Raw genomic sequence first — 21,996 nt, 5'->3', positions numbered from 1 at the left:
AATTGTTCTGGATTAAAAGTAGGAAATTTTAGCTGGAACGCAATGAAATTAATATTTTGCAGCAATCTTTATTTTAATTCACTTCCTTGGTCACTTTTTGCTCATTAATTTAATTAACCACAGAATTTGAAATGATCTTTCCTTTCAATTCTACCGGTCGCAAAGTTATTAAGGCGATGGTTTTCATTTCTTTCGTCTCCAGTTCCAGCTCGTATTTTTTATAAAACATTCGTAAAAAAAGGATCATTTCCATGTAGGCAAAATGTTCGCCGATACAGTGTCTTGCTCCATTTCCGAACGGAAAATAAGGTTTACTTTTAATGTCTTTATCTTCAAATCTTTCTGGAAGAAAAGAATTCGGTTGCTCCCAGTGATCTGGATTTTTGTGGATATCTGGAATTAAAAATTCTACGATCGTCCCTTTTTCCCAGGAGAAGTCTTTAAAAGTATCATCTTCCAACGCCACTCTGTCAATGATCCAAGCGGGTGGATACAATCGCAAAGATTCTTTAATGATGGTCATTGTTTTAGAATTACCGAAAAGTGTTTTTAAAGATAAAAAATCGTCACCCAGATCGTTGATTTCCTTGACTAATAATTGCTTTTCACGCTCATTGTTTTCAATTAAGAACAAGGTAAAAGCCAGCGCATTGGCCGAAGTTTCATGTCCGGCTACGAAGAGAATGATGATTTCGTCGATCAATTGGTCCATCGTCATGGGTTCGCCGGTGTCTTCGTATCTGGACTCCAGTAGATTTTGCAGAATATCGTTATATTCTCCCGTTTCACTTTGCCTTTTCAGGATAATTTCCCGGAAAACATCACGCATTTCATCCGAAAGTTGAAGGTGTTTCTTCAGTTGTCCGGAGACTTTATACCAAGACATCAAAAATGGTTTGCGCACTTCTTTGATGAACATTTTCTGAATCTCCGTAATGGAATCAGAAATTTTCAGGATCTGATTGTAGTCGATTGAATTTCCGAATAAAGTTTTCGCGATAATATTAAAAGTGAGCGTATTGGTCATCTTATAAAGATCGATCGTTTCATTTTTAAGCTGATCTTCAATCACGGCGTTTATTTCATCCATCATCGTTTGATGCAGCAATTCTATATTTTTATTACTGAAATTGGGTTGAATAAGCCGGCGTTGTTTCAGCCAGTCTTTGCCGGTATTCGTCAGTAAACCTTTACCCAGATATTTGCCTAAAACATGCGTTTGAATGGCAGATTTCTCATAATTTTTTTGATTTTTTCGCAACACAAAATCAAACAGTTCGGGATCGCGACTAAAGACAAAACGCTTTTTCACTAAAAAAGAACTTAAGGTGTACGTATTTCCGAGTTCCTGAAAATTTTGAGAAATAATCGCAATCGGATCGCTGTTCAACTTCAGTAAAGTTTTCCAGATACTTTTTTCGCTGACTTTTGGCGGGTAATTGTACACAGTTCTATTTTGTATTTGTAGCGAAATTACGGCTAAATTTTAAGTATATTTGAACATTGCCACCTTAAGACAAATCTTTTCTACATGACATTACACCAGAAACTAAAACTTGCAAAAAGCGAAGAAGATGTAAAGGATGCTTATATAAAAGCACTCGGTTTAAAAGGATATTCTAAAAATCTCATCGACATTCAAACGAAAGAAATTTGGTTTGAAGCAAAAGATTCCGGCAAAAATTCCACGTACGCCATGTTCACGCAATTAATGCATTATGTACAGGATGCTTTGAACAAAGGTCATTATATTCCGCCCTTTTTGTGTGTGATTGATACGCACAAAGCCGCCATCATGAAAACTGCAGATGTGCTTCCGTTTCTGGAAAAGAAAACCATCAAATGGGGAAAATCTGCGAGCGGTTATACACCTGAAGCTTTGGATGCGGTTTCCGCCTATATTGGGACTTATTTTGTTTCCTTTAAAATAGAAACGCATGAAGAAGAATTTATTTCTACCATCAAAAATGCCATTATTAATGGTGATATTATTCGGACGCAAATTACGCCCGATAATTTAAAACAGGTTTTTGATAAATGGGTTCTCATGATTGGGCGAGAAATAAATGGCGTTGCCGAAGAAGATTATGCCCTTTTATTTTTTGCAGATATTATGAGTGATGGTACTATTTCCACGCACGAAAATTTACCCGCAGAACTCTTACACAAAAACAATGCGCCCGTTTTTTCTCTGGGTGGTAAAAATTATGAACTCGGAAACAAAGATGGATACAGACAATTCTGGGCAATTTATCACCGACCGCCAAAAGCAGAATACCGCAATTATTTATTAGAAAGACGAGACAGTTTAATTCCTTTGGATGAACGCAGTTTCAAAGGAGCTTTTTACACGCCTTTGGCGGTTGTAGATAAAGCTTATGATAAATTGACGGAAACCTTGGGCAACAATTGGCAAAAAGACTATATCGTTTGGGACATGTGTTGTGGCGTAGGAAATCTGGAAGTGAAACACAGCAACCACCGAAATATTTACATGAGCACGCTGGATGAAGCTGATATTGATGTGATGAAAGCCACCAAAACCTGCGTTGCCGCCCAAAGATTTCAATACGATTATTTGAATGATGATATTGCCGATGATGGAACAATTGATTATTCCTTGACCAATAAAATCCCCGAAGATTTACGAAAAGCCATTGCCGATAAAAAGAAAATTTTGGTATTGATTAATCCGCCTTATGCGGAATCTGGAAGTGGCGTTGAAAGTGGAAATAAAGAAGGTGTTGCAACTACGAAATTCGCGTCATTTATGGATGATTATGGATTTGCAAAAAGAGAATTATTCACTCAGTTCCTAGCAAGAATTAAAAAAGAAATTCCAATAGCCACAGTTGCAATATTTAGCAAATTAAAATATGTTTCAGCACCAAATTTTGAGGAATTTAGAACAATTTGGCATTCAAAGTATTTGGGTGGATTTGTTGTAGACAGTAAAGTATTTGACGGTCTAAAAGGAAAATTTCCAATTGGTTTTCTCATATGGAAAACATCGCTAAATCCGAAGGATATTATTACTGAAATTATTACTGAAGTGCTTGACAAAAAAGTAAACCCTATTGGTGAGAAGACTTTTTTTAGTTCTAACACAAATGTCCTTTTGACAAAATGGGTTTTAAGACCTAAGTCAAATAAAATAGAATCTTTACCTCTTAAAAACGCGATATCTCCAGCAACGAAAACACGTGATATTAGAGGAAGATTTTGGTCTGACAATGCGATTGGCTCTCTATATGCGCATGCTAGCGATCTTCAAAATGCAAATCTTACAGCACTTTTATCATCTGGGTATAGTAGTCCAGGAGCATTTTATGTTAATGTAGAAAATATTGAAAAAGTTGCAGTTATTTTTACAGTTCGTCTTATTATCAAACAGACTTGGCTCAACGACCGCGACCAATTTCTACAACCCACCGAAGAACTCACCGAAGAATTTAAAACCGACTGTTTAATATGGATGCTTTTTAATGGAAGCAATCTTACCGCAAGTGCAAATGATTTAGAATGGAACGATAAAAAGTGGAGCATCGTGAATCACTTTATTCCTTTCACCGAAGAGGAAGTCAACGCACCCGATCGTTTCGAATCAGATTTCATGGTGCAATATATGAGTGATAAAACTTTTTCTGCGGAAGCAAAAGCAGTTTTAGAAGAAGGAAAAATATTGTGGAAAGCCTACTTTGATCACACCGATGTACGAAGCGTAAGAGATGAATTGAAACTAAACCGCCCCGATGTTGGTTGGTATCAAATAAGAAAAGCCATCCAAGCCAGAAATTCAAGCGGCGATTTCCCTCCCGTGAGTTTTAAAAACTTTGAAACGGCGTATAAATCTTTAAGTGAAAAACTTCAACCTATGGTTTATGAATTGGGATTTTTGAAAGCATAAAGAAAATAGTTTACAGGGTACAAAATATAATTGCGGTAGAGGATAAAATATTCAACTATCACTTTACGCATTAAGAAATAGTACTAGTTTAATTTTAAAATGTGCAAAAACTTGAGAAAAAAAATATCAAAAAATACTTTAGCAAAATATGGGGAATATTGCAACAACTGTCGAAGATCAATTAAAAATTCTAAAAGAAAGGGGTTTAGTCATAAATGATGACGAAAAAGCAATGGAAATTTTGCTGGATATTGGCTATTACAGGTTGGGCTTCTATTTTTATTATTTTCAGGATCCTCTTACTCATAATTTTGAAGAAGATATCAGTTTAGATGACATTATAGATCTTTATTATTTTGATTTTGATATCAAAATGTTGCTTTTGCGGTATATCTATAGAATCGAAGTTCATTTCCGCACGCAATTGGTCTATCACGCTTCTAATCTTTATAAAGCAAATAATACTTGGTATTCAGATCCCACAATTGTGAAAGATAATATACTTTTAAAATTTAATAATATTTATGATAAATTAAAAACGAATAATAACACACTGTTCAAACATCACACGAAATATCCAAAAGACGCATTTGCGCCAGCATGGAAAGTGTTTGAGTTTTTTACTTTTGGACAAACATTTACATTCTACAATAATTTAAAAAATGAAGAATTAAAGAAAAAAATTGCAAGTATTTATGGTTCTCGCGATGTTTCCTTAATCTACAACTACTTTATTTCATTAATAAATATTAGAAATATTTGTTCTCACAATGCAGTGTTGTTTGACTTCAATCAACCAGTTGAATTAAAGGAATTTGGAGTGAAAAATATAAAATTAAAAATCGAAATTCAACAAACCTTAATGCTTCTATTCGATTGTTGCTTTTTATTTTAAGCAAAGTATCCACAAATAGAGCAGACGAATTAGGGGACGATTTGAAAGCAATATTTGAAGAAGGGAAATCTAAAGTTTTGGTTAATAGAATGATAAAAGATAAAATAAAGTTTGATTTATAACGATTTTTTTTTAAATTTGCAGTAGAAAGTGCCCCGTCATATATAAAACTATTTCCGAGCACTCTAAAATAAGGATATCTGAACCCGAACATTGCAAAATGCTTCGGGTTTTTTATGGAGGTGAAAATAAAATTGCTTCTAAACAAACGCACTAAAACCCGTAATACTTCTACCAACAATCAAAGAATTAATTTCCTTCGTGCCTTCGTAGGAATAAATGGCTTCGGCATCGGCGACAAATCTGGCGACGTCGTATTCCAGTAAAATACCGTTGCCACCCAGAACTTCGCGGGCGCGGGAAACAATATCGCGGGTTCGCATGGTGCAGAACACTTTGGCGAGAGACGCGTGTTCGTCTTTTAAAATCCCTTCGTCCTGCATTTCGGAGAGACGAAAAACCATGGTTTGCATCGCCGTCAAATTAGAAAGCATTTCTACCAAATGTCCCTGTATCATCTGGAAAGACGCAATGGGTTTACCAAACTGTTCGCGCGTTTTGGTGTAGGCTAAAGCACTTTCGTACGCACCTCTCGCACAACCCGTCGCCATCCAAGCCACGCCGGCTCTGGTCATGCGCAGAACATTTCCGGTGTCTTTGAAAGAATTGGCGTGTTCCAATTTGTTTTCGTCAGAAATAAAACAGTCGGTTAAAGTGATCAAACCGTTTTGAACAATTCGAAGCGCCATTTTTCCTTTAATTTTTTCGACCTTAAAGCCGGGATTGTCTTTTTCTAAGATAAAACCTTTTACTTCGCCATCATCCAAACTTCTGGCCCAGATAATAATGACATCCGCGAACGTGGCGTTGCCGATCCATTTTTTCTGACCGTTCAGAATATATCCTTCCGGTGTTTTTTTACAAGTCGTGGTTAAACCTCCTGCTGCGCCGGAACCGACTTCCGGTTCTGTTAAACCAAAGGCGCCGATCTTATCAAAATTCTGCATTGCAGGCAACCATTTTTGTTTTTGTGCTTCTGATCCACACAGATAAATGGAGCCCATGGAAAGTCCGGATTGTACGCCAAAGAACGTCGCGATTGATGCATCAACTCGTGCCATTTCCATGGCTAAAACACCTTCCATTAAAAAGGGTAGGCCAGGACAACCGTAACCTTCGTAAGTCACGCCGCAGACATTCAGTTTTTTAAACTTTTCAATAATTTCAAAAGGAAAGGAATCGTGCAGCCAATGATCATTCACCAAAGGTTTGACTTCGGTTTCCATAAAAGTGCGAACTTTGAGTTGAATCTCTTTCTGTTCCGGCGTCAACGTTTCGAAAACATCGTAGAAATCGCCATCAACGGGTGGAAGATCTTTTTTCTTTTTTTCAGGATCGATCGCACGCATGAGCATTTTGATCTGCTTATCATTCATTTTAGAAAAACCTTCCATCATTTTTGGAAGGTCTACTTTCCCGGATATTTTGGAGAGTTCATCCAAATCAATTGATTTGAATATTTCAATAGCGTTTCTGACTTTGGAAAATAGGTTTGACATCGATTTTAATTTTAAAAAAAGATACAAAAAAAGTTCGGAAGAAAACTCCTGAAACTTCAATTCATAAAGAGTTTAAACAAAGCCGATCTGTCTTCCTCAATAATGTTGCGTAAAGTATTTTGACCATAAACCGTAAAAACACCCTGACGAAATGCTGCGTAAAAAACGATATTTGCGGAGCCGACCTTAAACAAATCTCCATGGAAATTCCTACTGTTAAAGAATTAAGAACTGAAAGAAATGATTCAACCACGATTTCTTATTTCTTACTGAGGCAATTAATTGGCATCCTCGGAATTCTATTGCCCTTTGCTTTGATTCTGTTCGGAGGGCGACTTCAACCTTCGCTCAGTCATTATTACTACAGTTTTTCCCATACCATTTTTATAGGAACGTTAGCGGCGCTATCAACATTTCTAATTACGTATAAAGGGAACTTTCGACTAGAGAACTGGTTGGCCAATATTGCGGGATTTTGTGCAGCAGGAGTTGCTCTATTTCCGACGAACGCAAAAGGTTTCATCGGTTCAAAATTTATCAGTATTCCGATTTCAGCGGAGACTTCGGAAATAAGTAAAATCCTTCACTATAGTTTTGCGACCGTACTTTTTATTTGCTTTGCGATATTTTGCTATGTAGTATTTCCCCGGCCTGAAAGAAATGAAGGATTCAATGAAAAGAGTAGGAGACGCAATCGAATCTATCGAATATGTGCTTACGTTATGATTTTCAGCATTCTGGCAATTGCCTTTCTTTCGATTTTTAAGGAATTAGATTTTCCTTATTCTACCTTACTTTTTGAATCCACCACTTTACTGCCGTTTGGGATTTCGTGGTTGTTAAAAGGTTCGTACAATTGGCCTCACTCGAGATATGATATCTTAAAGATTTTAATTAAACGTTGGCGATGATCTGACCGCGATTTACTTTTAATAAAAACTATTTGAAAAATTTGCAGCAGCTTGCAGAACATAAAAAAACCACCTCAAATTGAGGTGGTTCTATTTTTATCCCTGATTATTTTCAGGATTTTGACCTTCATTATTTTGAGGTCGGTCTTCTCTATTTTGTTGAGGTCTGTCGTTTCCATGCTGCGGACGATCATCTCTTCTCTGAGGTCTGTCGCCTTGTGGACGATCTTCTCTCGGTCTGTCATTATTGTATTGCGGACGATCACCTTGTGGTCTTTCTTCACGAGCCGGTCGATCTAAAAGAACTTTTCTTGAAAGTTTCATTTTCTTACGGTCATCGTAACCCATGAATTTCACTTCTACCATATCGCCTTCGTTGTAAGGAACTTTGTCCAAACGTGCCCATTCTATTTCTGAGATGTGAAGTAAACCTTCAGTTCCTTTTGCAATCGCTACGAACGCGCCGAAATCCATTACTTTCACGACTTTTCCGTTGTAAACTTCGCCTACAACAGGTACGAAACAAATTTCGTTGATCGCTGCAATAGTTCTGTTGATATTTTCTCTGGAAACACCGGAAATTTCGATTCTTCCAATTTCACCAATTTCTTCGATCGCGATAACGGTTTCGAAATCTTTCTGCATTTGCTGAATGATTTTTCCACCAGGTCCAATAATCGCGCCGATAAAGTCTTTGGAGATCTCCAATACTTCCATTTTCGGTGCGTGAGGTTTTACGTCTGTTCTTGGTGCATCTAATGTTTTCATCATTTCTCCAAGTATATGCAATCTTCCTTCTTTCGATTGAAGTAAAGCAGATTCCATAATATCCATGGTTAATCCTTCAACTTTGATGTCCATTTGACAAGCAGTAATTCCTCTTTCGGTTCCAGTTACTTTGAAATCCATATCACCTAAGTGATCTTCATCTCCTAAGATATCAGAAAGAACCGTGAATTTTCCAGATTTTGGATCTGTAATTAATCCCATTGCAATTCCGGAAACCGGTCTTGTAATTTGAACACCTGCATCCATCAATGCTAAAGTTCCGGCGCAAACCGTTGCCATAGATGATGAACCATTAGATTCTAAAATATCAGAAACGATACGGATGGTGTAAGGATTTTCTGTTGGTATCATATTTGCCAAAGCTCTTTGCGCTAAGTTTCCGTGACCAACTTCTCTTCTTGAAGTTCCTCTCAAAGGTCTTGCTTCACCTGTAGAGAATGGTGGGAAATTGTAGTGTAAAAAGAATTTTTGATCATAATTGATTGCAACGGTATCAACCATGTTTGCATCTTTTACAGAACCTAAAGTCACTGCGGTCAACGATTGAGTTTCCCCTCTTGTAAACACTGCAGAACCGTGAGCTCCCGGAAGATAATCAACTTCTGACCAGATCGGACGGATCGTAGAAGGAGTTCTTCCATCTAAACGAACGCCTTCATTCAAGACCATTTGACGCATTGCTTCTTTTTCTACATCGTGGTAGTAAACTTTTGCAAATGGTTTTACAGTTTCTAATTCTTCTTCAGAATATTGGGCTAAAAAGTCAACCAAAACGGCTTTGAAGTTTTCGCTTCTTTCTTCTTTTGCAGAAGGTGAAGTTGCTACTGCATATACTTTATCATAAGTTTCTTCCCAAACTTTCTTGCGAATATCTTCGTCGTGATTTTCGTGGGAATATTCTCTTTTAATTTTGCTTGATTCTACTCTTGCTGCTAAACGTTCCTGAGCTTCTACCTGAACTTTAATTTCTTCGTGCGCATATTTAATGGCTTCGATCATTTCCTGCTCAGAAATTTCTTTCATTTCGCCTTCTACCATTACGATAGAATCTTTAGTTCCTCCAACCATCATGTCAAGATCAGCTTTCGCTGCGTTTTCCATGCTTGGATTGGTAGATAATTGTCCGTCGATTCTTACGACTCTTACTTCCGACATTGGTCCGTTAAAAGGAATATCTGAAATTGCGATCGCTGCAGATGCTGCTAAACCTGCAAGAGTTTCCGGCATTACTTCTTTATCATAAGAGATCAAAGAGATCATCACCTGAACTTCTGCGTGAAAATCTGCAGGGAAAAGTGGACGCAAAACGCGGTCAACCAATCTCATTGTTAGGATTTCTTCGTCTGAAGGTCTTGCTTCTCTTCTAAAAAAGTTCCCGGGGATTTTTCCGCCTGCGTAGAATTTTTCTCTGTAATCTACTGTTAAGGGTAGAAAATCTACACCTTCTTTGGCTTCTTTGCTGGCTACAACAGTTGCTAAAAGCATTGTTCCGCCACATGTTACTACTACAGAACCATCGGCTTGTTTTGCCAATTTTCCTGTTTCAAGCGTGATTTCACGCCCGTCTTTTAATTGAAATTTTTCAATAATTGCTTGTGGAGCATTCATAAATTGTTTGTTTCTTCTGTGCAATCCGTATTGATTGCGGTTAATGTATAAACTTGTTTTACGGGTGTAAAGATAAGGAATTTTGTGTAGAGCGAAATTCGCTGTTTAATGGAAGAAATAAAGAGGAGCAGATTTAGATTTTCAGCGATAGTCTGTTAGATATCGTTTATTTTAGTATTAAAATGAAAACCATCCACCTAAAAAATGGCTAAACAGATTTGAAACTTAAATAGTTCTTTTTCAAAACTTTAAAAACTTGTATATACGATATGTTTAAGGAAAAAGATTTATCTGCACATTTTCGGCACAAAATTGGATTCCAAAAATAATATTAAAAATTTACTAACTTAAAAATTTAACATTATGGGAATTTTATGGACATTAATTATCGGTGCAATTGCAGGTTACTTAGGATCACTAATTTTTAAAGGCGGAAGTCTTGGATTGATCGGAAACATTGTAGTTGGTATCGTCGGTGGTTTTATTGGTTACTGGTTATTAGGTGGAAGACTGGGCGAAGGCGTTTTGGGAGAGATTTTAACCGGAACAATTGGTGCAATCGTTTTACTGGCGATCATTAATCTGTTTACCAGGGGGAAAGTATAATTAGAGCTTTACTCTTTAACTATTAAAAGGCAATTCATTTTGAGTTGCCTTTTTTCTTTTTCCAAAAATGAGAGATTAGAAATTAACCATCAATATAAACGTAAATGATTTTAAAAACTATTTTAAAAATTTAGATTACTAGTCTGAATTCATTCTAATTTCTCCCGAAACTAATTACATTTTATACTGGTGTTCTTCTTTAATGTAGAAACGAAAAAACCGCTCCAAATGAAGCGGTTTTAATTTTTCTATCGCGAAAAAGATTATTTTCTTAATCCTAATTCTGCAATAATAGCTCTGTAACGATTAATATCTTTCTTTTTAAGATAATCTAAAAGTGCTTTTCTTTTACCTACCAAAAGTACCAGTGATCTCTCAGTTGCGTAATCTTTGTGGTTTTTCTTCAGGTGACCTGAAAGGTGGTTGATTCTGAAAGTGAAAAGGGCTACTTGTCCTTCTGCGCTTCCTGTGTCTGCGTTAGACTTTCCATGTTTTGCGAAGATCTCTTTCTTCGTGTCAGTTGTTAGGTACATTCCAATATTATTTTAATGATTATTATGTAATGGGTGCAAAAGTACAACTATTTTCTCTATCTAAAAAGCAATAATCAAACACAGTTAAAAAGGGAACGAGTTAAATGTTAATTATTTCTTAAAATTATCATTGCGGATCCGCAGAATGGCAGTATTTTTGCAACAACACAAAATAATGAAAAATTTCTATTTTTTGGGCTTTACTTTACTAACTTTCGTATTTCTAACTGCTTGTCAGTCAGCAAGTGCTCAAAATTCACCTTTAACCAAAGATTCTAAAAATCGCAATATCCTCTATTTTAATCCAGAGGTTTTTCCTGATATTGAAGAAATCAAAGAACCAACGTACTCTGCTTTTTATGCCGCAGTTTCCCAGAAAAATAATCACTTTCGCAACTACAAAATGCTTCGCGTAGATTCTAATATTTCTTTTGATTCTGTAGATGTTGAATCAATCAAGGAATTTTGCAGAAACAATAATGCGCAGTTTGCCATTGTACCAAAAGTAAAATATTTTAAAGTAGGGTTGGGTAAGTATATTTTCTCAAATCAGGTCATTGTAAGTTTAAAAATGTTCGATTCTACCGGCGAAATGGTTACTCGAAGTGATTATGATACATTCCGTAAAAATGCCCGGATTTTAGGTTCTGCAGAAAATTCCATAAAAATTGGGACGGAAGGTGCCATGAATAATATGGCAAAAGCACTCGCCAAATCTAAAATGATCCTCTAAATTTTCTGATTCCATTATCAGTCCAATCTAAATTTCTCCTATTTCTTCGTTACTCTTGAGTTTTTGAGTTAATTTTGCAATTCTTAAAAAAGGAGTTAATGCATAGTAAAGAACTGGTTTTTAATCCCGCAGATATTGCAGAAACGCTCAGCGATCTTCACGCTGATGAGCGTCTTTTGGCGTTTTTGAAAGTTCCGAAACAATACAAAGCTGATGTTTTTTCGCATCTTGATCCTGATTTTCAGGAGGAAACGATAAGAAGTATTGGCAGCGAAGAAGTCTCGGAGATTCTAAATGCCATGACTCCCGATGATAGAACAGCTTTGTTCGAGGATTTTCCGGATGAATTGATCAAATCTTCTATCAACCTTCTAAATCCGAAAGAAAGGCGAATTGCGCTGAAACTTTTGGGTTACGACGTGGATTCGATTGCCCGTTTAATGACTCCGTATTATATTCAGATTCGAAAAGAGTGGACGGTTCAAAAATGTCTGCAGCAAATAAAGAAAGTGGGTAAAAAGATGGAGACCATGAACCATCTTTATGTGGTTGATGAACGAAATAAACTCATCGATGATATTGCGCTTGGATCCTTGCTTTTGGCAGAAGAAGATACCTTGATCTCTGAATTGACCGACAATCATTTTGTTGCGATTACTACTACAACTTCCAAAGAAGACGCTGTGCAGTTTTTTGAAAAATATGACAGAACCGCAATTCCAATTATTACAGAAGCTGGAGTTTTGGTCGGAATTGTCACCATTGATGATATTTTAGATCAAATTGAATCCCAGAATACGGAAGATATTCAGAAATTCGGGGGATTGGATGCCCTGGATCTTCCTTATATTCAAACTTCCTGGACAGAAATGATCAAAAAGCGCGCAACCTGGCTGGTGATCCTTTTCTTTTCTGAAATGTTAACCGCTTCTGCAATGGCTTTTTTCGAGCATGAAATTGAGAAAGCTGTCGTTCTCGCCTTATTTGTTCCTTTAATTATTTCGAGTGGCGGAAATTCCGGATCTCAGGCAGCAACCTTAATTATTCGCGCCATGGCTTTACAGGAAATCACGCTGAAAGACTGGTGGTACGTGATGCGTAAAGAGATTGTGTCGGGATTATGTCTGGGTGGAATATTAGGAGCAATCGGCTTTGTAAGAATTATGGTGTGGCAAAAAACCGGTTTATTCAATTATGGCGAATATTGGATGTATATTGCTTTAAGTATTTCATTTTCTTTGGTGTTGATCGTACTTTGGGGTACGCTTTCTGGGTCGATGATTCCGTTTGTATTAAAACGTCTGAAACTGGATCCGGCAACTTCTTCCGCGCCATTTGTAGCGACTTTGGTCGATGTTACCGGATTGATCATTTACTTTACCATTGCAGGTTTTTTCCTGAGTGGAAGACTGCTGTAACTTATCTTTAAATTGAATTCACTGATTTAAAATTCTTTCTTAAATTCATGAAAATTATCTCTCTAGTTCCAAGTATTACCGAAACACTGTTCGACTTTGGTTTGACAGATAAAGAGGTGATCGGCAGAACTAAATTCTGTATTCATCCGCAAGATCTGGTCAAAAATGTTGAAGTTATCGGCGGAACAAAAAATCTGAATCTTTCTAAAATAAAAGCTTTAAAGCCGGATTTAATTATTGCGAACAAGGAAGAGAACGATAAATCTCAAGTTGAAGAATTAATGAGGGATTTTAAAGTTTGGGTAACAGATATAGAAACGTTAGAAGACAATAAAAGTTTTCTCACAGAACTGGGAGCGCTTTTAAATAAGGAAGAACTTGCTGAAAAATTTAATAATCAAATTAGTACGATTTTCAATTTTAAAGAAACAAATGAACCAAAAAAAGTCGCCTATTTAATCTGGAAAAACCCTTACATGACCGTCGGCTCCGATACCTTTATTCATGAAATTATTATGAAATTAGGTTTCCAAAATCTGTTTGAAGATCAAAGAAGATATCCCGAAATCTCTGTTGATGAAATGAAAAAAGCAGATTATATTTTCTTGTCTACGGAACCTTTTCCTTTCCAGCAAAAACATATTGAGGAACTTCAAAAAGAACTTCCGAATCAAAAAATAATGTTGGTTGATGGTGAGGCTTTTTCCTGGTATGGAACGCATCTGGTGAAAGTACAGGAGTATTTGAGTAGTTTTTTGAGGTAGTTCAGGACTTAATTGTAATGAAATCTACACTTTGCAATTTGAATTTCGCCTTCTGAAAATTTGTAGATTAACCGATGTTCATCATCTATTCTTCTAGACCAAAATCCCGAATATTTGTGTTTTAAAGGTTCTGGCTTCCCAATTACATCAAATGGATTTCTTGAGATATCTTTCAATAAATCATTAATTCTCTTCAATTTTTTTTATCGGTTTTTTGCCAGTATAAATAATCTTCCCAAGATTCATCCACAAAAATATATTTCATCTTAATCTTCGATTAAATCTTTCGGGAAAGTATTGTTATTTTTTAGTTTCAAAATTGCTGAATCTAACCTCAATTCGTTAGTTCGAGAAGATAATTCCTGATTTGTTGCCATTAAAGAATTATACTCCTGCAGAGACATTACTACAATCCCAGCATCTTTTCCCCGATTGATCACTAAAGTTTCGAAATTTTTTGATACGCGATCTAAATAAGATTTTATATCTTTTCTGAAATCGGAAATACTTGCAACAACCATCTTTTTTGTACTTTAATTTGTACAGATAAACGTACAATGTAAATTCAAAGTCTAATTTTATTTTTAAAATGGTTTGAAACGCAAAAAAAGGATTTTCATATGAAAATCCTTTTGTCTTAAGAGAATTAGAAGATTTATATTTTCTTCATTTCTGACCTGATTTTCTCCTGCAATCCTTCACTGGCTACAACTAAAGGTAATCGTAAATAATTTTTCAGAATCCCTCTTTCAGCTAAAATTGTTTTAATTCCGGCCGGATTTCCTTCTGCAAAAATCATACGCGTAATTTCTACTAATTTATTGTGAATTTCGTAGGCTTCTTTAACTTTCCCTTCAAAAGCCAGTTGAACCATTGTCGAAAATTCTTTAGGATAACCTTGTCCAATCACCGAAATAACACCGTTTCCACCAGCTAAAGTTACTGGAAGTGTAAATTCATCGTCACCGGAAACTAAATTAAAATGCTCCGGTTTCTGACGTAAAATATCGAAATATTGCAGAATGTTTGGCGCTGCTTCCTTGATCATCATCAAATTCGGAAATTCACTCGCCAATCTTAAAGTGGTTGAAGCTTCAATGTTTTGTCCAGTTCGCGAAGGAACATTGTAAATAATAATTTTTTTACCGGTTCCGGCCAAGACTTTATAATGTTGGTAGAGCCCTTCCTGATTGGGTCTGTTGTAATATGGCGACACGGAAAGAATTGCTTCAAAAGCTGAAAGATCGGTTTCTTCGATCTGTTTTTTAACTTCCATCGTGTTGTTGCCACCAATTCCTAAAACCAAGGGAACACGATTGTTATTAACCTTTACAATATGATCAACGACCTGTGATTTTTCTTCTGCAGAAAGGGTTGCAACTTCTGCTGTAGTCCCTAAAACCACCAAATAATTAGTTCCGTTTTCAATATTGTAATCGACCAGTTTGGTTAATGAATCAAAATCAACGGATAGATCTTCGTTAAACGGCGTTACTAAAGCGACACCAACTCCTTTTAAAATGCTCATTCTTATAAAATTAATGTTTCAAAATTACAAAATTTAAAGTAAGAATTTGTTAAAAAAAAACCTAAGTTTATATTCATATCTTTATATTTGCAACACTACATTTTACCTCAATGAAAATAAAATTTCTATTAATCGGCTTCGCAGCACTATCGCTTTCGGCGTGTAAAACATCGCTCAATATTGCGAAAGTTCATACCGAGAAAAACATTTCAATTGCCCAGGATTTACCGGAAGATCAAAACTTTAATACGATTATTGAACCTTATAAACAAGAACTGGAAGGTAAAATGAATACCAAAATTTCTTACACTTCCGTTGATTTAAATAAATCAGGAGACAACAGTAATTTAGGAAATCTTTTGGCTGATTATACTTTTGAAGGCGCTGATGCATGGGCGAAAAAGAACGGAATCCCCGGCGGTGTCGACTGTGCTTTAATCAATATTGGCGGAATTCGATCTTCTATTGGAGCCGGCGACATTATTACAAAAAGCATTTATGAAGTGATGCCCTTCGAAAATGAAGTCCTTATCGTAAAAATGAAAGGTTCTGATCTGAAAGGACTTTTTGATTATTATTTAACGACCCAAAAAAATAATCCAATTTCCCATTTGTACATTGAAACGGATAATGGAATGACCATAAAAGAACTCATTAATGGAAAGGAAGTAGAGCCAACCAAAGATTATTACATTGCAACGTCTGATTATTTGGCGATGGGCGGTGATAATATGACTTTTTTCGCTAAGGGCCAATTGATTTCCACAGGAATTAAACTTCGGGATTTGTTCTTAGAAAAATTTAAGGCTAACCCGCAAATTGTAGCACCAACCGATATTCGGTTAAATTTTAAAAACAAAAAAATCAAGACCAATGAATAGAAAGGAGTTTTTGAAAACGATTGGTGGTGGGACTCTAGCACTTACTTTAGCACCGAATTTATTGCTGGCAGAAAATTTTAAGTTTTTAGAAAAGCAGTCGGAATATAAATTAACGATCCTTCATACTAACGATCAGCACAGCAGAATTGAACCTTTTGACGCGAGTTACACCAGAAATCCAAATCAGGGTGGTTTTGCAAGGAGAGCAGCCTTAATTGAGCAAATTAGAAAGGAAGACAAAAATGTGCTTTTACTTGATTCGGGAGATACTTTTCAGGGAACGCCGTATTTTAATTTTTTTGGTGGAGAAATCGAATTTCGATTAATGTCGATGATGGGTTATGACGCATCCACCATGGGAAATCATGATTTCGATAACGGTTTAGCGGGTTTTAAAAAAGTGCAGCCCAATGCGAAATTCCCTTTCATTTGTTCCAACTATGACTTTAAAAACACGATTCTGGACGGACAAACAATTCCGTACAAAATCTTCAATAAAAACGGAATAAAAGTGGGAATTTTTGCGGTAGGAATTGAGCTGGCAGGTTTAGTTGGCAAGAAAGATTATGGCGAAACTGTCTATCAGGATCCTATAGAGGTTGCACAACATTATTCCGATTTCTTGAGAAACGATAAAAAATGCGACATGGTCATCTGTCTTTCGCATATTGGCTACGAATACAAAGACAATCCAAATAAAATTTCAGATAAGATCTTCGCCGCAAAAACGGATGGGATCGATTTGATTTTAGGCGGTCACACGCATACTTTTTTACCCGAGCCGCAAAGTTTTCTGAATAAAAAAGGCAAGAATGTTTTGGTTAATCAAGTCGGTTGGGCCGGATTGCTTTTAGGAAAAGTCGATTTTTATTTTGACAAAAATAAAATTGTGAAAAATATTTCATGGAACAATCAAGTTATAGATGATACTATTCTAGTTTAAAATAATGAAAAAACTAATACCTTTTTTACTTCTTTTTATATCTCTGAGCGTTTCTGCGCAGGTCATTTCATCAACAAAATGGACCGATCTATTTTCTTACAATAATGTTCTGGCAATTCGCGAGGATAATGGAAAACTGATCGCAGCAACCGAAAACGGAATTTTTTTTTATACGCCAGCATCGGGAGAACTTAAAAAACTCTCCAAAGCAAACGGATTACATGAAGTAAAAATTTCAGCTTTTGATTATAATCCCGAAACAAAAATTGGTTTGGTTGGCTATAAAAACGGCTCCATGGACGTGATTACGCCGGAAGGAGTAACCTATGTTGTAGATATTCCTATCGCGACCGGTTATAACGGGGATAAAAAAATTAATCATATTTCGATTACGGACGATATGGCTGTAATTTCTGTGGGTTACGGCGTTTCTATTTTTAAATTAGGTAAAAAAGAATTTGGCGATTCTTCGTTCTTTACGAATGCGGGCAACTACGAAACCGCGAGGGAAGCGACTATTAAAGGCAATATCGTTTATGTAGCAACTGCAACAGGTCTAAAATACCACGAAATGGATGTGACCTTTCCCATCTATTCAACTTGGGGAACAGTTGAAGCAGGAAGTTTTAATCAAATTGCTGGTGGTTCTGTTTTAGCTTATGCGAATGCTAATACTGTGAAATACGGTATTGGAACCACATTTTCGACACTCCCACAAACTTTTTCAAATATTCAGGATGTTACGGTGACTGATCAAAATATTATTGTGGCAGATTTAAATTCAGTTTCAGTCTTTGGAACTTCCGGTAATTTTGTGAAATCTTATGCTGCAAATGAGCAACTCAACACTGGGTTTTTTTTTAATTCACAAATTTATGCAGGCTCCAAATTGTCGGGTATGCTCAATGAATCAGGAGAACTATTGAAGCCAGATGGGCCTTATAATAATACTTCGTATAAAATTACAACATTAAATGAGAAACTTTATATTTCTAGCGGTAACAGAACAAATAGATATAATGACCCACTTCCGGCCGATGGTAATTTAGGATTTTATTATTTCACCGGATCTGAATGGATCTATCCCAATTTTTTTAAAAACAGCACGTTAGGATTTAACGTCTTGGATGTTGTAGTGAATCCTTCAGATATGAATGAAGTTTTTTTTACGAATTATATTTTTCAAAATAGTCAGGGCGTTTACAAAATGAAATTTAATCCGGGCAGTAAGGATTTTGATTTTATGAAAGTTTATAAAACAGGAAAAGATGTATTTCATGGCAGACCCGTTGGTCTTTCCTTTGACAAGGATAGTAATCTTTTTGGAACTGTTGCCTTTTTAGATATAGAAAATAATGCAGGAAATTCTGGTTTGATGGCGTATAATCGATCTGCGGATTCATTTTCCTATAAAAGTTTTAAGATCGGGAGTGCGGTTCAGAAGCCTCTAATTAATGACGGTTTTATTTGGGTTCCTCTACCACGAGATAATATTTTGGCTGCATTAGATTACAAAAACACAGTTAGTTTTTCTGATGATGAAGCCTATTTTGTAAAAAAAACCGATGGTTTGCCCACTAATGCAGAAGGAGTAATTTCGGTCGCAATTGATAAAAGTGGTGATGCGTGGATTGGAACAGACAGTGGACTAAGAATCTTATCATCTGCAAATTCGAGTATTAAAACTGATCCAGGTGTAAATCCAATTATAATCGAGGAAAACGGAGTAGGAGAAGAGCTTTTTCGAGACAGCAGTATTTTACAGATCGAAGTTGATTCTGGAAACCAAAAGTGGATCTCAATAAATGAAGGTGGTGTGTTCTACTTAAGTTCAAATGGGGAACAAACCCTAAAACATTTTACTAAAGAGAATTCCCCTCTACCAAGTAATAACGTAACGGATATTAAGGTTGATAACAAAAATGGAAAAGTCTATTTTGTGACCATCGATGGAGTGATGATTTTTCAGGGAGATGTACTGGAAGTAACTGAAAACTTTGGTGATGTTTTGGTCTATCCAAACCCGGTCGTCTATTCAAAATATAAAGGAAATGTGAGCATTCGCGGTTTAGCTGAAAAAACGAATATCCGTATCACAGATGCAGCCGGTAATTTGGTGCATCAGGCAGTTTCCAGAGGTGGATATTATGAATGGAATCTTAATAACCATCGTGGCGTGCGTGTTGCATCTGGAATCTATTTTGTTTTAATGACCAATGCAGATGGTACCGACACTGCTACCGCTAAAATCGCCGTTGTGAATTAATGCAAAACCAAACATGCTTTCTTCTTTCTTATGTGAAATATGGCGACAACGATGCTTTTCTACATTGTTTTTCCGCCGAAGAAGGATATCAAAGTTTTTTTGCGAAAGGAATTTATTCTGCGAAAAATAAAAAGAAGCCTTACCTTTTTCCATTAAATCTTTTGGATATTTCTATATCAAAATACGGGAAGCAAAGAAATGTTCAGACAGTTTCTAAAATGGAATTAGCCGCTGAGTTTTATGATTTCAACGACGTTAAAACGAATTGTATCTTGTTTTTTATTGCTGAATTTTTGCAGCAGATTTTACGGGAAGAAGATCAGAATAAAATGGCATTCAGCTTCATACAAGATTTTCGGGAGGATATTAAATTAAATCATTACGATTCTTACATCACTTTGATGTTTCGCTTTTTAACAATCTGCGGAATTGCGCCTTTATTGAATAACAAAATTTATTTAGATCCAGAATCCGGAACTTTTGGGGATGAAATATCTCATTCAAACTTTACGGAGGAAATTTCTACCGTTTGGAAAGTTTTTCTAGAACCTGAAAATGAAACGCAAAAAAGTTTAAAACGTAGTCAAAGGAATGATGTTGTTGATTCTCTCATGTCCTACTATCACATGCATTTTAATGGATTTTACATACCTAATTCTCTAGCTGTTTTACGCCAGATCTTTGAGTGAAAGTACATACCTGTTATTTATTTATCGCAAAAAAAAGTTCCTGTATGAGGAACTTTTTAATTTTTGATCGGTGACAAAATTATCTTGGTACTGCCGAGTAAATGCTTTTATAAACCTGAAAGTTAAATATAAAACTTCTGTTTCTGTATGAAATGGTAGCAAAATTAACATGAGGATCGCGGGCGTAGGCTGCTCTTGATGGAACGATAATAACTCCCTGCATATTGTAGTTAGTTGCATCGGGAATGTCGAATGCTTTAAATTTTTTCAAGCCCTCCTGAAAACCCTCAATTTCATAAAAACTTCTTTTCTTTGCCTCGTCGAAAGTCGCCTTCTCTAAAACTGATTTTTTCACATAATAAAATTCGGGATCAATATCAGGAACTCCAGACTGGCCAACATTATCTGTATACGGAGCGCCAGCGAAATAGCTGACTTTATCATCAACTTTAGATGCTACGTACGTTACCGCTGTACTCATTAAATGCAGAGTGTCATATTCTCCGATAGTAGTTCCCGGATCAGGTTGTGCTCCTGGTCTAATAATATAAATTACCCCAGATGGTAAAGTAACAGGCGCCGGAATAAGACTGGCTAATTTTACGTGAGTGGTATCAGTCGCCACATAATCCATCAAATTTCCTTTTTCATCTAAATAATGCGTTTGTAAAAAGCTCTGTGCAGCTTCATCATCGTAACTATTTTGGGTTTCTATGCTAACTTCTTCTACGTATTGTAACTCATCTTTTCTACAAGATACCAAAGCAACAGTTGCTAAAGCAAGATATAAGAATCTTTTTTTCATTTTTATAATTATCATTAAATTGCTGAAATTTTTAATTCAGCAAAAGTATAAATAAAATATGAGAATCGATAAGTTTTTATGGTGCGTGCGTTTTTACAAGACCAGAACTGTTTCGGCAGATGAAATAAAGAAGAACAGAGTCTCTCTCGGAAATCAGCCTGTAAAAAGTTCCCGAGAAGTGAGAGAGGGCGACATGATTAAGATCAGGAAAAATCAAATAGATTATCAGATCAAAGTTTTGCAAATACCCAAAAGTAGAATGGCGGCAAAATTAGTTCCTTTATACATTGTAGATAAGACTGAAAAAGAACAGTATGAGACGCTAAAACAAAGAAAACTCACGCAGGATTACTACCGTATCAAAGGCGAGGGCAGACCTACGAAAAAAGACCGTCGAGCTATGGATGAGTATGTAGAAAATGACACCACAACAGATATGGATGGTGGCGCATGGGATTTATTCTTCAGCGATGTTGAAGAGACGTCGAAAGATTAAAGAAGCGTTTTGATTTCCTTTACAATTTCTTCTACTTCCTTCGAATCGGTATCGATGGTGTATTTTGCTTTGGAGTAATAAAAATTTCTCTCAAATAAATGTTTTGCGATAAATTCTGGCAGATCTTCATCGGGAATATTTGCGATTAAAGGTCTCTTGCTTTTCTGCTTAAGAAGTCTTTGAGTGAGTGTTCCGACTGAAGTTCGAAGAAAAATACTTTCGGTGTATTGGTTAATTACTTCGATATTATTATAATATGCGGGCGTTCCACCGCCCACACTTAAAATTAAATCTTTTTTAGTGGCTAAAATTTCTTCTAAAAGTTCCCGTTCTTGCTTTCGAAAATAGATTTCGCCCCTTTTTTCGAAGATTTGAGGGATTGTCATTTTATTTTTCAAAGAAATATGGTGATCGAGATCAATTAATTTTAAGTTCAAATCTTGACTCAAAACTTTGGAAATGTGAGATTTGCCGCTTCCCATGTAGCCGATCAAAGAAATTATCATGTTTTTATTTTTCACAAAGTACCAGAAAAATTTTGAGATTTTAAAAAAAGACTTATCTTTGCACCACTTTAAAAGGAGATACAAATCTAAATTTAAAGG

The 21,996-nt window shown here is 36.0% G+C and carries 20 protein-coding genes and 1 pseudogene; 12 read left to right on the top strand and 9 right to left on the bottom strand.

From position 1 onward, the window contains the following. Positions 1–109: 109 nt before the first annotated feature. Positions 110–1,447 carry a cytochrome P450 gene (locus ACZ9HT_RS09755; protein WP_476040297.1) on the bottom strand — a complete coding sequence of 446 codons (1,338 nt, stop codon included), beginning with the start codon at positions 1,445–1,447 and terminating at the stop codon, positions 110–112. A gap of 84 nt (positions 1,448–1,531) precedes the next feature. On the opposite strand from ACZ9HT_RS09755, the gene ACZ9HT_RS09750 reads away from it, so the two are divergent. Together ACZ9HT_RS09750 and ACZ9HT_RS09745 are read left to right on the top strand one after the other, a co-directional pair. Next, positions 1,532–3,907, top strand: a complete 2,376-nt coding sequence (locus tag ACZ9HT_RS09750; RefSeq protein ID WP_476040296.1) for a hypothetical protein — start codon at positions 1,532–1,534, stop codon at positions 3,905–3,907. A 148-nt stretch (positions 3,908–4,055) separates the two neighbouring features. Further along, on the top strand, positions 4,056–4,802 hold the full coding sequence (locus ACZ9HT_RS09745) for an Abi family protein (protein WP_476040295.1): 747 nt from the start codon (positions 4,056–4,058) through the stop codon (positions 4,800–4,802). A gap of 260 nt (positions 4,803–5,062) precedes the next feature. On the opposite strand, the gene ACZ9HT_RS09740 is transcribed toward ACZ9HT_RS09745, so the two are convergent. After that, the gene (locus tag ACZ9HT_RS09740; RefSeq protein ID WP_476040294.1) at positions 5,063–6,421 is read right to left on the bottom strand and encodes an acyl-CoA dehydrogenase family protein; all 1,359 of its coding nucleotides are present in this window, start codon (positions 6,419–6,421) and stop codon (positions 5,063–5,065) included. Positions 6,422–6,621: 200 nt separating this feature from the next. Here ACZ9HT_RS09740 and ACZ9HT_RS09735 point away from each other — a divergent pair, with 200 nt between their 5' ends. Beyond that, entirely contained in the window at positions 6,622–7,332 is a 711-nt protein-coding gene (locus tag ACZ9HT_RS09735) for a hypothetical protein (protein WP_476040293.1), read from the top strand. Positions 7,333–7,428: 96 nt separating this feature from the next. Here ACZ9HT_RS09735 and ACZ9HT_RS09730 read toward each other — a convergent pair whose 3' ends face one another. Further along, positions 7,429–9,729, bottom strand: a complete 2,301-nt coding sequence (locus tag ACZ9HT_RS09730; RefSeq protein WP_476040292.1) for a polyribonucleotide nucleotidyltransferase — start codon at positions 9,727–9,729, stop codon at positions 7,429–7,431. A 363-nt stretch (positions 9,730–10,092) separates the two neighbouring features. Between ACZ9HT_RS09730 and ACZ9HT_RS09725 the strand changes: the two genes are divergently transcribed. Then, positions 10,093–10,335 (top strand): GlsB/YeaQ/YmgE family stress response membrane protein, encoded by a 243-nt coding sequence (locus ACZ9HT_RS09725; RefSeq protein ID WP_476040291.1) that lies wholly within the window; start codon positions 10,093–10,095, stop codon positions 10,333–10,335. 263 nt (positions 10,336–10,598) lie between these two features. Here ACZ9HT_RS09725 and rpsO read toward each other — a convergent pair whose 3' ends face one another. Further along, positions 10,599–10,868, bottom strand: a complete 270-nt coding sequence (gene rpsO / locus ACZ9HT_RS09720) for a 30S ribosomal protein S15 (protein WP_476040290.1) — start codon at positions 10,866–10,868, stop codon at positions 10,599–10,601. A gap of 175 nt (positions 10,869–11,043) precedes the next feature. Between rpsO and ACZ9HT_RS09715 the strand changes: the two genes are divergently transcribed. From ACZ9HT_RS09715 to ACZ9HT_RS09705, 3 genes are all read left to right on the top strand, one after another. Continuing rightward, positions 11,044–11,601, top strand: coding sequence for a pyruvate decarboxylase (locus ACZ9HT_RS09715; RefSeq protein ID WP_476040289.1), 558 nt, complete (start codon positions 11,044–11,046; stop codon positions 11,599–11,601). Positions 11,602–11,699: 98 nt separating this feature from the next. Further along, positions 11,700–13,019, top strand: a complete 1,320-nt coding sequence (gene mgtE, locus ACZ9HT_RS09710) for a magnesium transporter (protein WP_476040288.1) — start codon at positions 11,700–11,702, stop codon at positions 13,017–13,019. A 47-nt stretch (positions 13,020–13,066) separates the two neighbouring features. Then, a complete protein-coding gene (locus ACZ9HT_RS09705; protein ID WP_476040287.1) occupies positions 13,067–13,783 on the top strand; it encodes an ABC transporter substrate-binding protein in 717 nt (238 codons plus the stop codon). A gap of 8 nt (positions 13,784–13,791) precedes the next feature. Here the strand turns inward: ACZ9HT_RS09705 and ACZ9HT_RS09700 are convergent. From ACZ9HT_RS09700 to dapA, 3 genes and pseudogenes are all read right to left on the bottom strand, one after another. Beyond that, positions 13,792–14,048 (bottom strand): annotated as a pseudogene (locus ACZ9HT_RS09700) (Txe/YoeB family addiction module toxin). 1 nt (position 14,049) lies between these two features. Next, on the bottom strand, positions 14,050–14,304 hold the full coding sequence (locus ACZ9HT_RS09695; RefSeq protein ID WP_476040286.1) for a type II toxin-antitoxin system Phd/YefM family antitoxin: 255 nt from the start codon (positions 14,302–14,304) through the stop codon (positions 14,050–14,052). 134 nt (positions 14,305–14,438) lie between these two features. Then, positions 14,439–15,311 (bottom strand): 4-hydroxy-tetrahydrodipicolinate synthase, encoded by an 873-nt coding sequence (gene dapA, locus ACZ9HT_RS09690; RefSeq protein ID WP_476040285.1) that lies wholly within the window; start codon positions 15,309–15,311, stop codon positions 14,439–14,441. A gap of 110 nt (positions 15,312–15,421) precedes the next feature. On the opposite strand from dapA, the gene ACZ9HT_RS09685 reads away from it, so the two are divergent. From ACZ9HT_RS09685 to recO, 4 genes are read left to right on the top strand one after another with little or no spacing between them, the layout of a single operon-like run. Then, a complete protein-coding gene (locus ACZ9HT_RS09685; protein WP_476040284.1) occupies positions 15,422–16,192 on the top strand; it encodes a 5'-nucleotidase C-terminal domain-containing protein in 771 nt (256 codons plus the stop codon). After that, positions 16,185–17,135 (top strand): bifunctional metallophosphatase/5'-nucleotidase, encoded by a 951-nt coding sequence (locus tag ACZ9HT_RS09680; RefSeq protein ID WP_476040283.1) that lies wholly within the window; start codon positions 16,185–16,187, stop codon positions 17,133–17,135. The genes ACZ9HT_RS09685 and ACZ9HT_RS09680 overlap by 8 nt, the downstream gene beginning before the upstream one ends. Before the next feature lie 4 nt (positions 17,136–17,139). Next, positions 17,140–19,401, top strand: a complete 2,262-nt coding sequence (porZ, locus tag ACZ9HT_RS09675; protein ID WP_476040282.1) for a type IX secretion system anionic LPS delivery protein PorZ — start codon at positions 17,140–17,142, stop codon at positions 19,399–19,401. Beyond that, entirely contained in the window at positions 19,401–20,090 is a 690-nt protein-coding gene (gene recO / locus ACZ9HT_RS09670; RefSeq protein ID WP_476040281.1) for a DNA repair protein RecO, read from the top strand. Before porZ ends, recO begins: the two co-directional genes overlap by 1 nt. Before the next feature lie 79 nt (positions 20,091–20,169). Here the strand turns inward: recO and ACZ9HT_RS09665 are convergent, their stop codons facing one another. Next, positions 20,170–20,895, bottom strand: a complete 726-nt coding sequence (locus ACZ9HT_RS09665) for a hypothetical protein (protein WP_476040280.1) — start codon at positions 20,893–20,895, stop codon at positions 20,170–20,172. A gap of 58 nt (positions 20,896–20,953) precedes the next feature. On the opposite strand from ACZ9HT_RS09665, the gene ACZ9HT_RS09660 reads away from it, so the two are divergent. Next, a complete protein-coding gene (locus tag ACZ9HT_RS09660; protein WP_476040279.1) occupies positions 20,954–21,391 on the top strand; it encodes an RNA-binding S4 domain-containing protein in 438 nt (145 codons plus the stop codon). Here the strand turns inward: ACZ9HT_RS09660 and ACZ9HT_RS09655 are convergent. Further along, entirely contained in the window at positions 21,388–21,897 is a 510-nt protein-coding gene (locus tag ACZ9HT_RS09655; RefSeq protein WP_476040278.1) for a shikimate kinase, read from the bottom strand. The genes ACZ9HT_RS09660 and ACZ9HT_RS09655 overlap by 4 nt on opposite strands. Between the last annotated feature and the right edge of the window lie 99 nt (positions 21,898–21,996).

Source organism: Chryseobacterium sp. UYP7 (genome assembly GCF_056279225.1).
This window is presented reverse-complemented; position numbering and strand designations above follow the sequence as displayed.

What these genes read in the sequence shown, in the direction of transcription:
- ACZ9HT_RS09685 (WP_476040284.1), top strand. Translation starts at nt 15,422, where the DNA reads ATGAAAATAAAATTTCTATTAATCGGCTTCGCAGCACTATCGCTTTCG.
- ACZ9HT_RS09730 (WP_476040292.1), bottom strand. Translation starts at nt 9,729, where the DNA reads ATGAATGCTCCACAAGCAATTATTGAAAAATTTCAATTAAAAGACGGG.
- rpsO (WP_476040290.1), bottom strand. Translation starts at nt 10,868, where the DNA reads ATGTACCTAACAACTGACACGAAGAAAGAGATCTTCGCAAAACATGGA.
- ACZ9HT_RS09695 (WP_476040286.1), bottom strand. Translation starts at nt 14,304, where the DNA reads ATGGTTGTTGCAAGTATTTCCGATTTCAGAAAAGATATAAAATCTTAT.
- recO (WP_476040281.1), top strand. Translation starts at nt 19,401, where the DNA reads ATGCAAAACCAAACATGCTTTCTTCTTTCTTATGTGAAATATGGCGAC.
- ACZ9HT_RS09665 (WP_476040280.1), bottom strand. Translation starts at nt 20,895, where the DNA reads ATGAAAAAAAGATTCTTATATCTTGCTTTAGCAACTGTTGCTTTGGTA.
- ACZ9HT_RS09725 (WP_476040291.1), top strand. Translation starts at nt 10,093, where the DNA reads ATGGGAATTTTATGGACATTAATTATCGGTGCAATTGCAGGTTACTTA.
- ACZ9HT_RS09745 (WP_476040295.1), top strand. Translation starts at nt 4,056, where the DNA reads ATGGGGAATATTGCAACAACTGTCGAAGATCAATTAAAAATTCTAAAA.
- mgtE (WP_476040288.1), top strand. Translation starts at nt 11,700, where the DNA reads ATGCATAGTAAAGAACTGGTTTTTAATCCCGCAGATATTGCAGAAACG.
- ACZ9HT_RS09750 (WP_476040296.1), top strand. Translation starts at nt 1,532, where the DNA reads ATGACATTACACCAGAAACTAAAACTTGCAAAAAGCGAAGAAGATGTA.
- ACZ9HT_RS09655 (WP_476040278.1), bottom strand. Translation starts at nt 21,897, where the DNA reads ATGATAATTTCTTTGATCGGCTACATGGGAAGCGGCAAATCTCACATT.
- ACZ9HT_RS09735 (WP_476040293.1), top strand. Translation starts at nt 6,622, where the DNA reads ATGGAAATTCCTACTGTTAAAGAATTAAGAACTGAAAGAAATGATTCA.
- ACZ9HT_RS09680 (WP_476040283.1), top strand. Translation starts at nt 16,185, where the DNA reads ATGAATAGAAAGGAGTTTTTGAAAACGATTGGTGGTGGGACTCTAGCA.
- ACZ9HT_RS09740 (WP_476040294.1), bottom strand. Translation starts at nt 6,421, where the DNA reads ATGTCAAACCTATTTTCCAAAGTCAGAAACGCTATTGAAATATTCAAA.
- dapA (WP_476040285.1), bottom strand. Translation starts at nt 15,311, where the DNA reads ATGAGCATTTTAAAAGGAGTTGGTGTCGCTTTAGTAACGCCGTTTAAC.
- ACZ9HT_RS09715 (WP_476040289.1), top strand. Translation starts at nt 11,044, where the DNA reads ATGAAAAATTTCTATTTTTTGGGCTTTACTTTACTAACTTTCGTATTT.
- ACZ9HT_RS09660 (WP_476040279.1), top strand. Translation starts at nt 20,954, where the DNA reads ATGAGAATCGATAAGTTTTTATGGTGCGTGCGTTTTTACAAGACCAGA.
- ACZ9HT_RS09705 (WP_476040287.1), top strand. Translation starts at nt 13,067, where the DNA reads ATGAAAATTATCTCTCTAGTTCCAAGTATTACCGAAACACTGTTCGAC.
- porZ (WP_476040282.1), top strand. Translation starts at nt 17,140, where the DNA reads ATGAAAAAACTAATACCTTTTTTACTTCTTTTTATATCTCTGAGCGTT.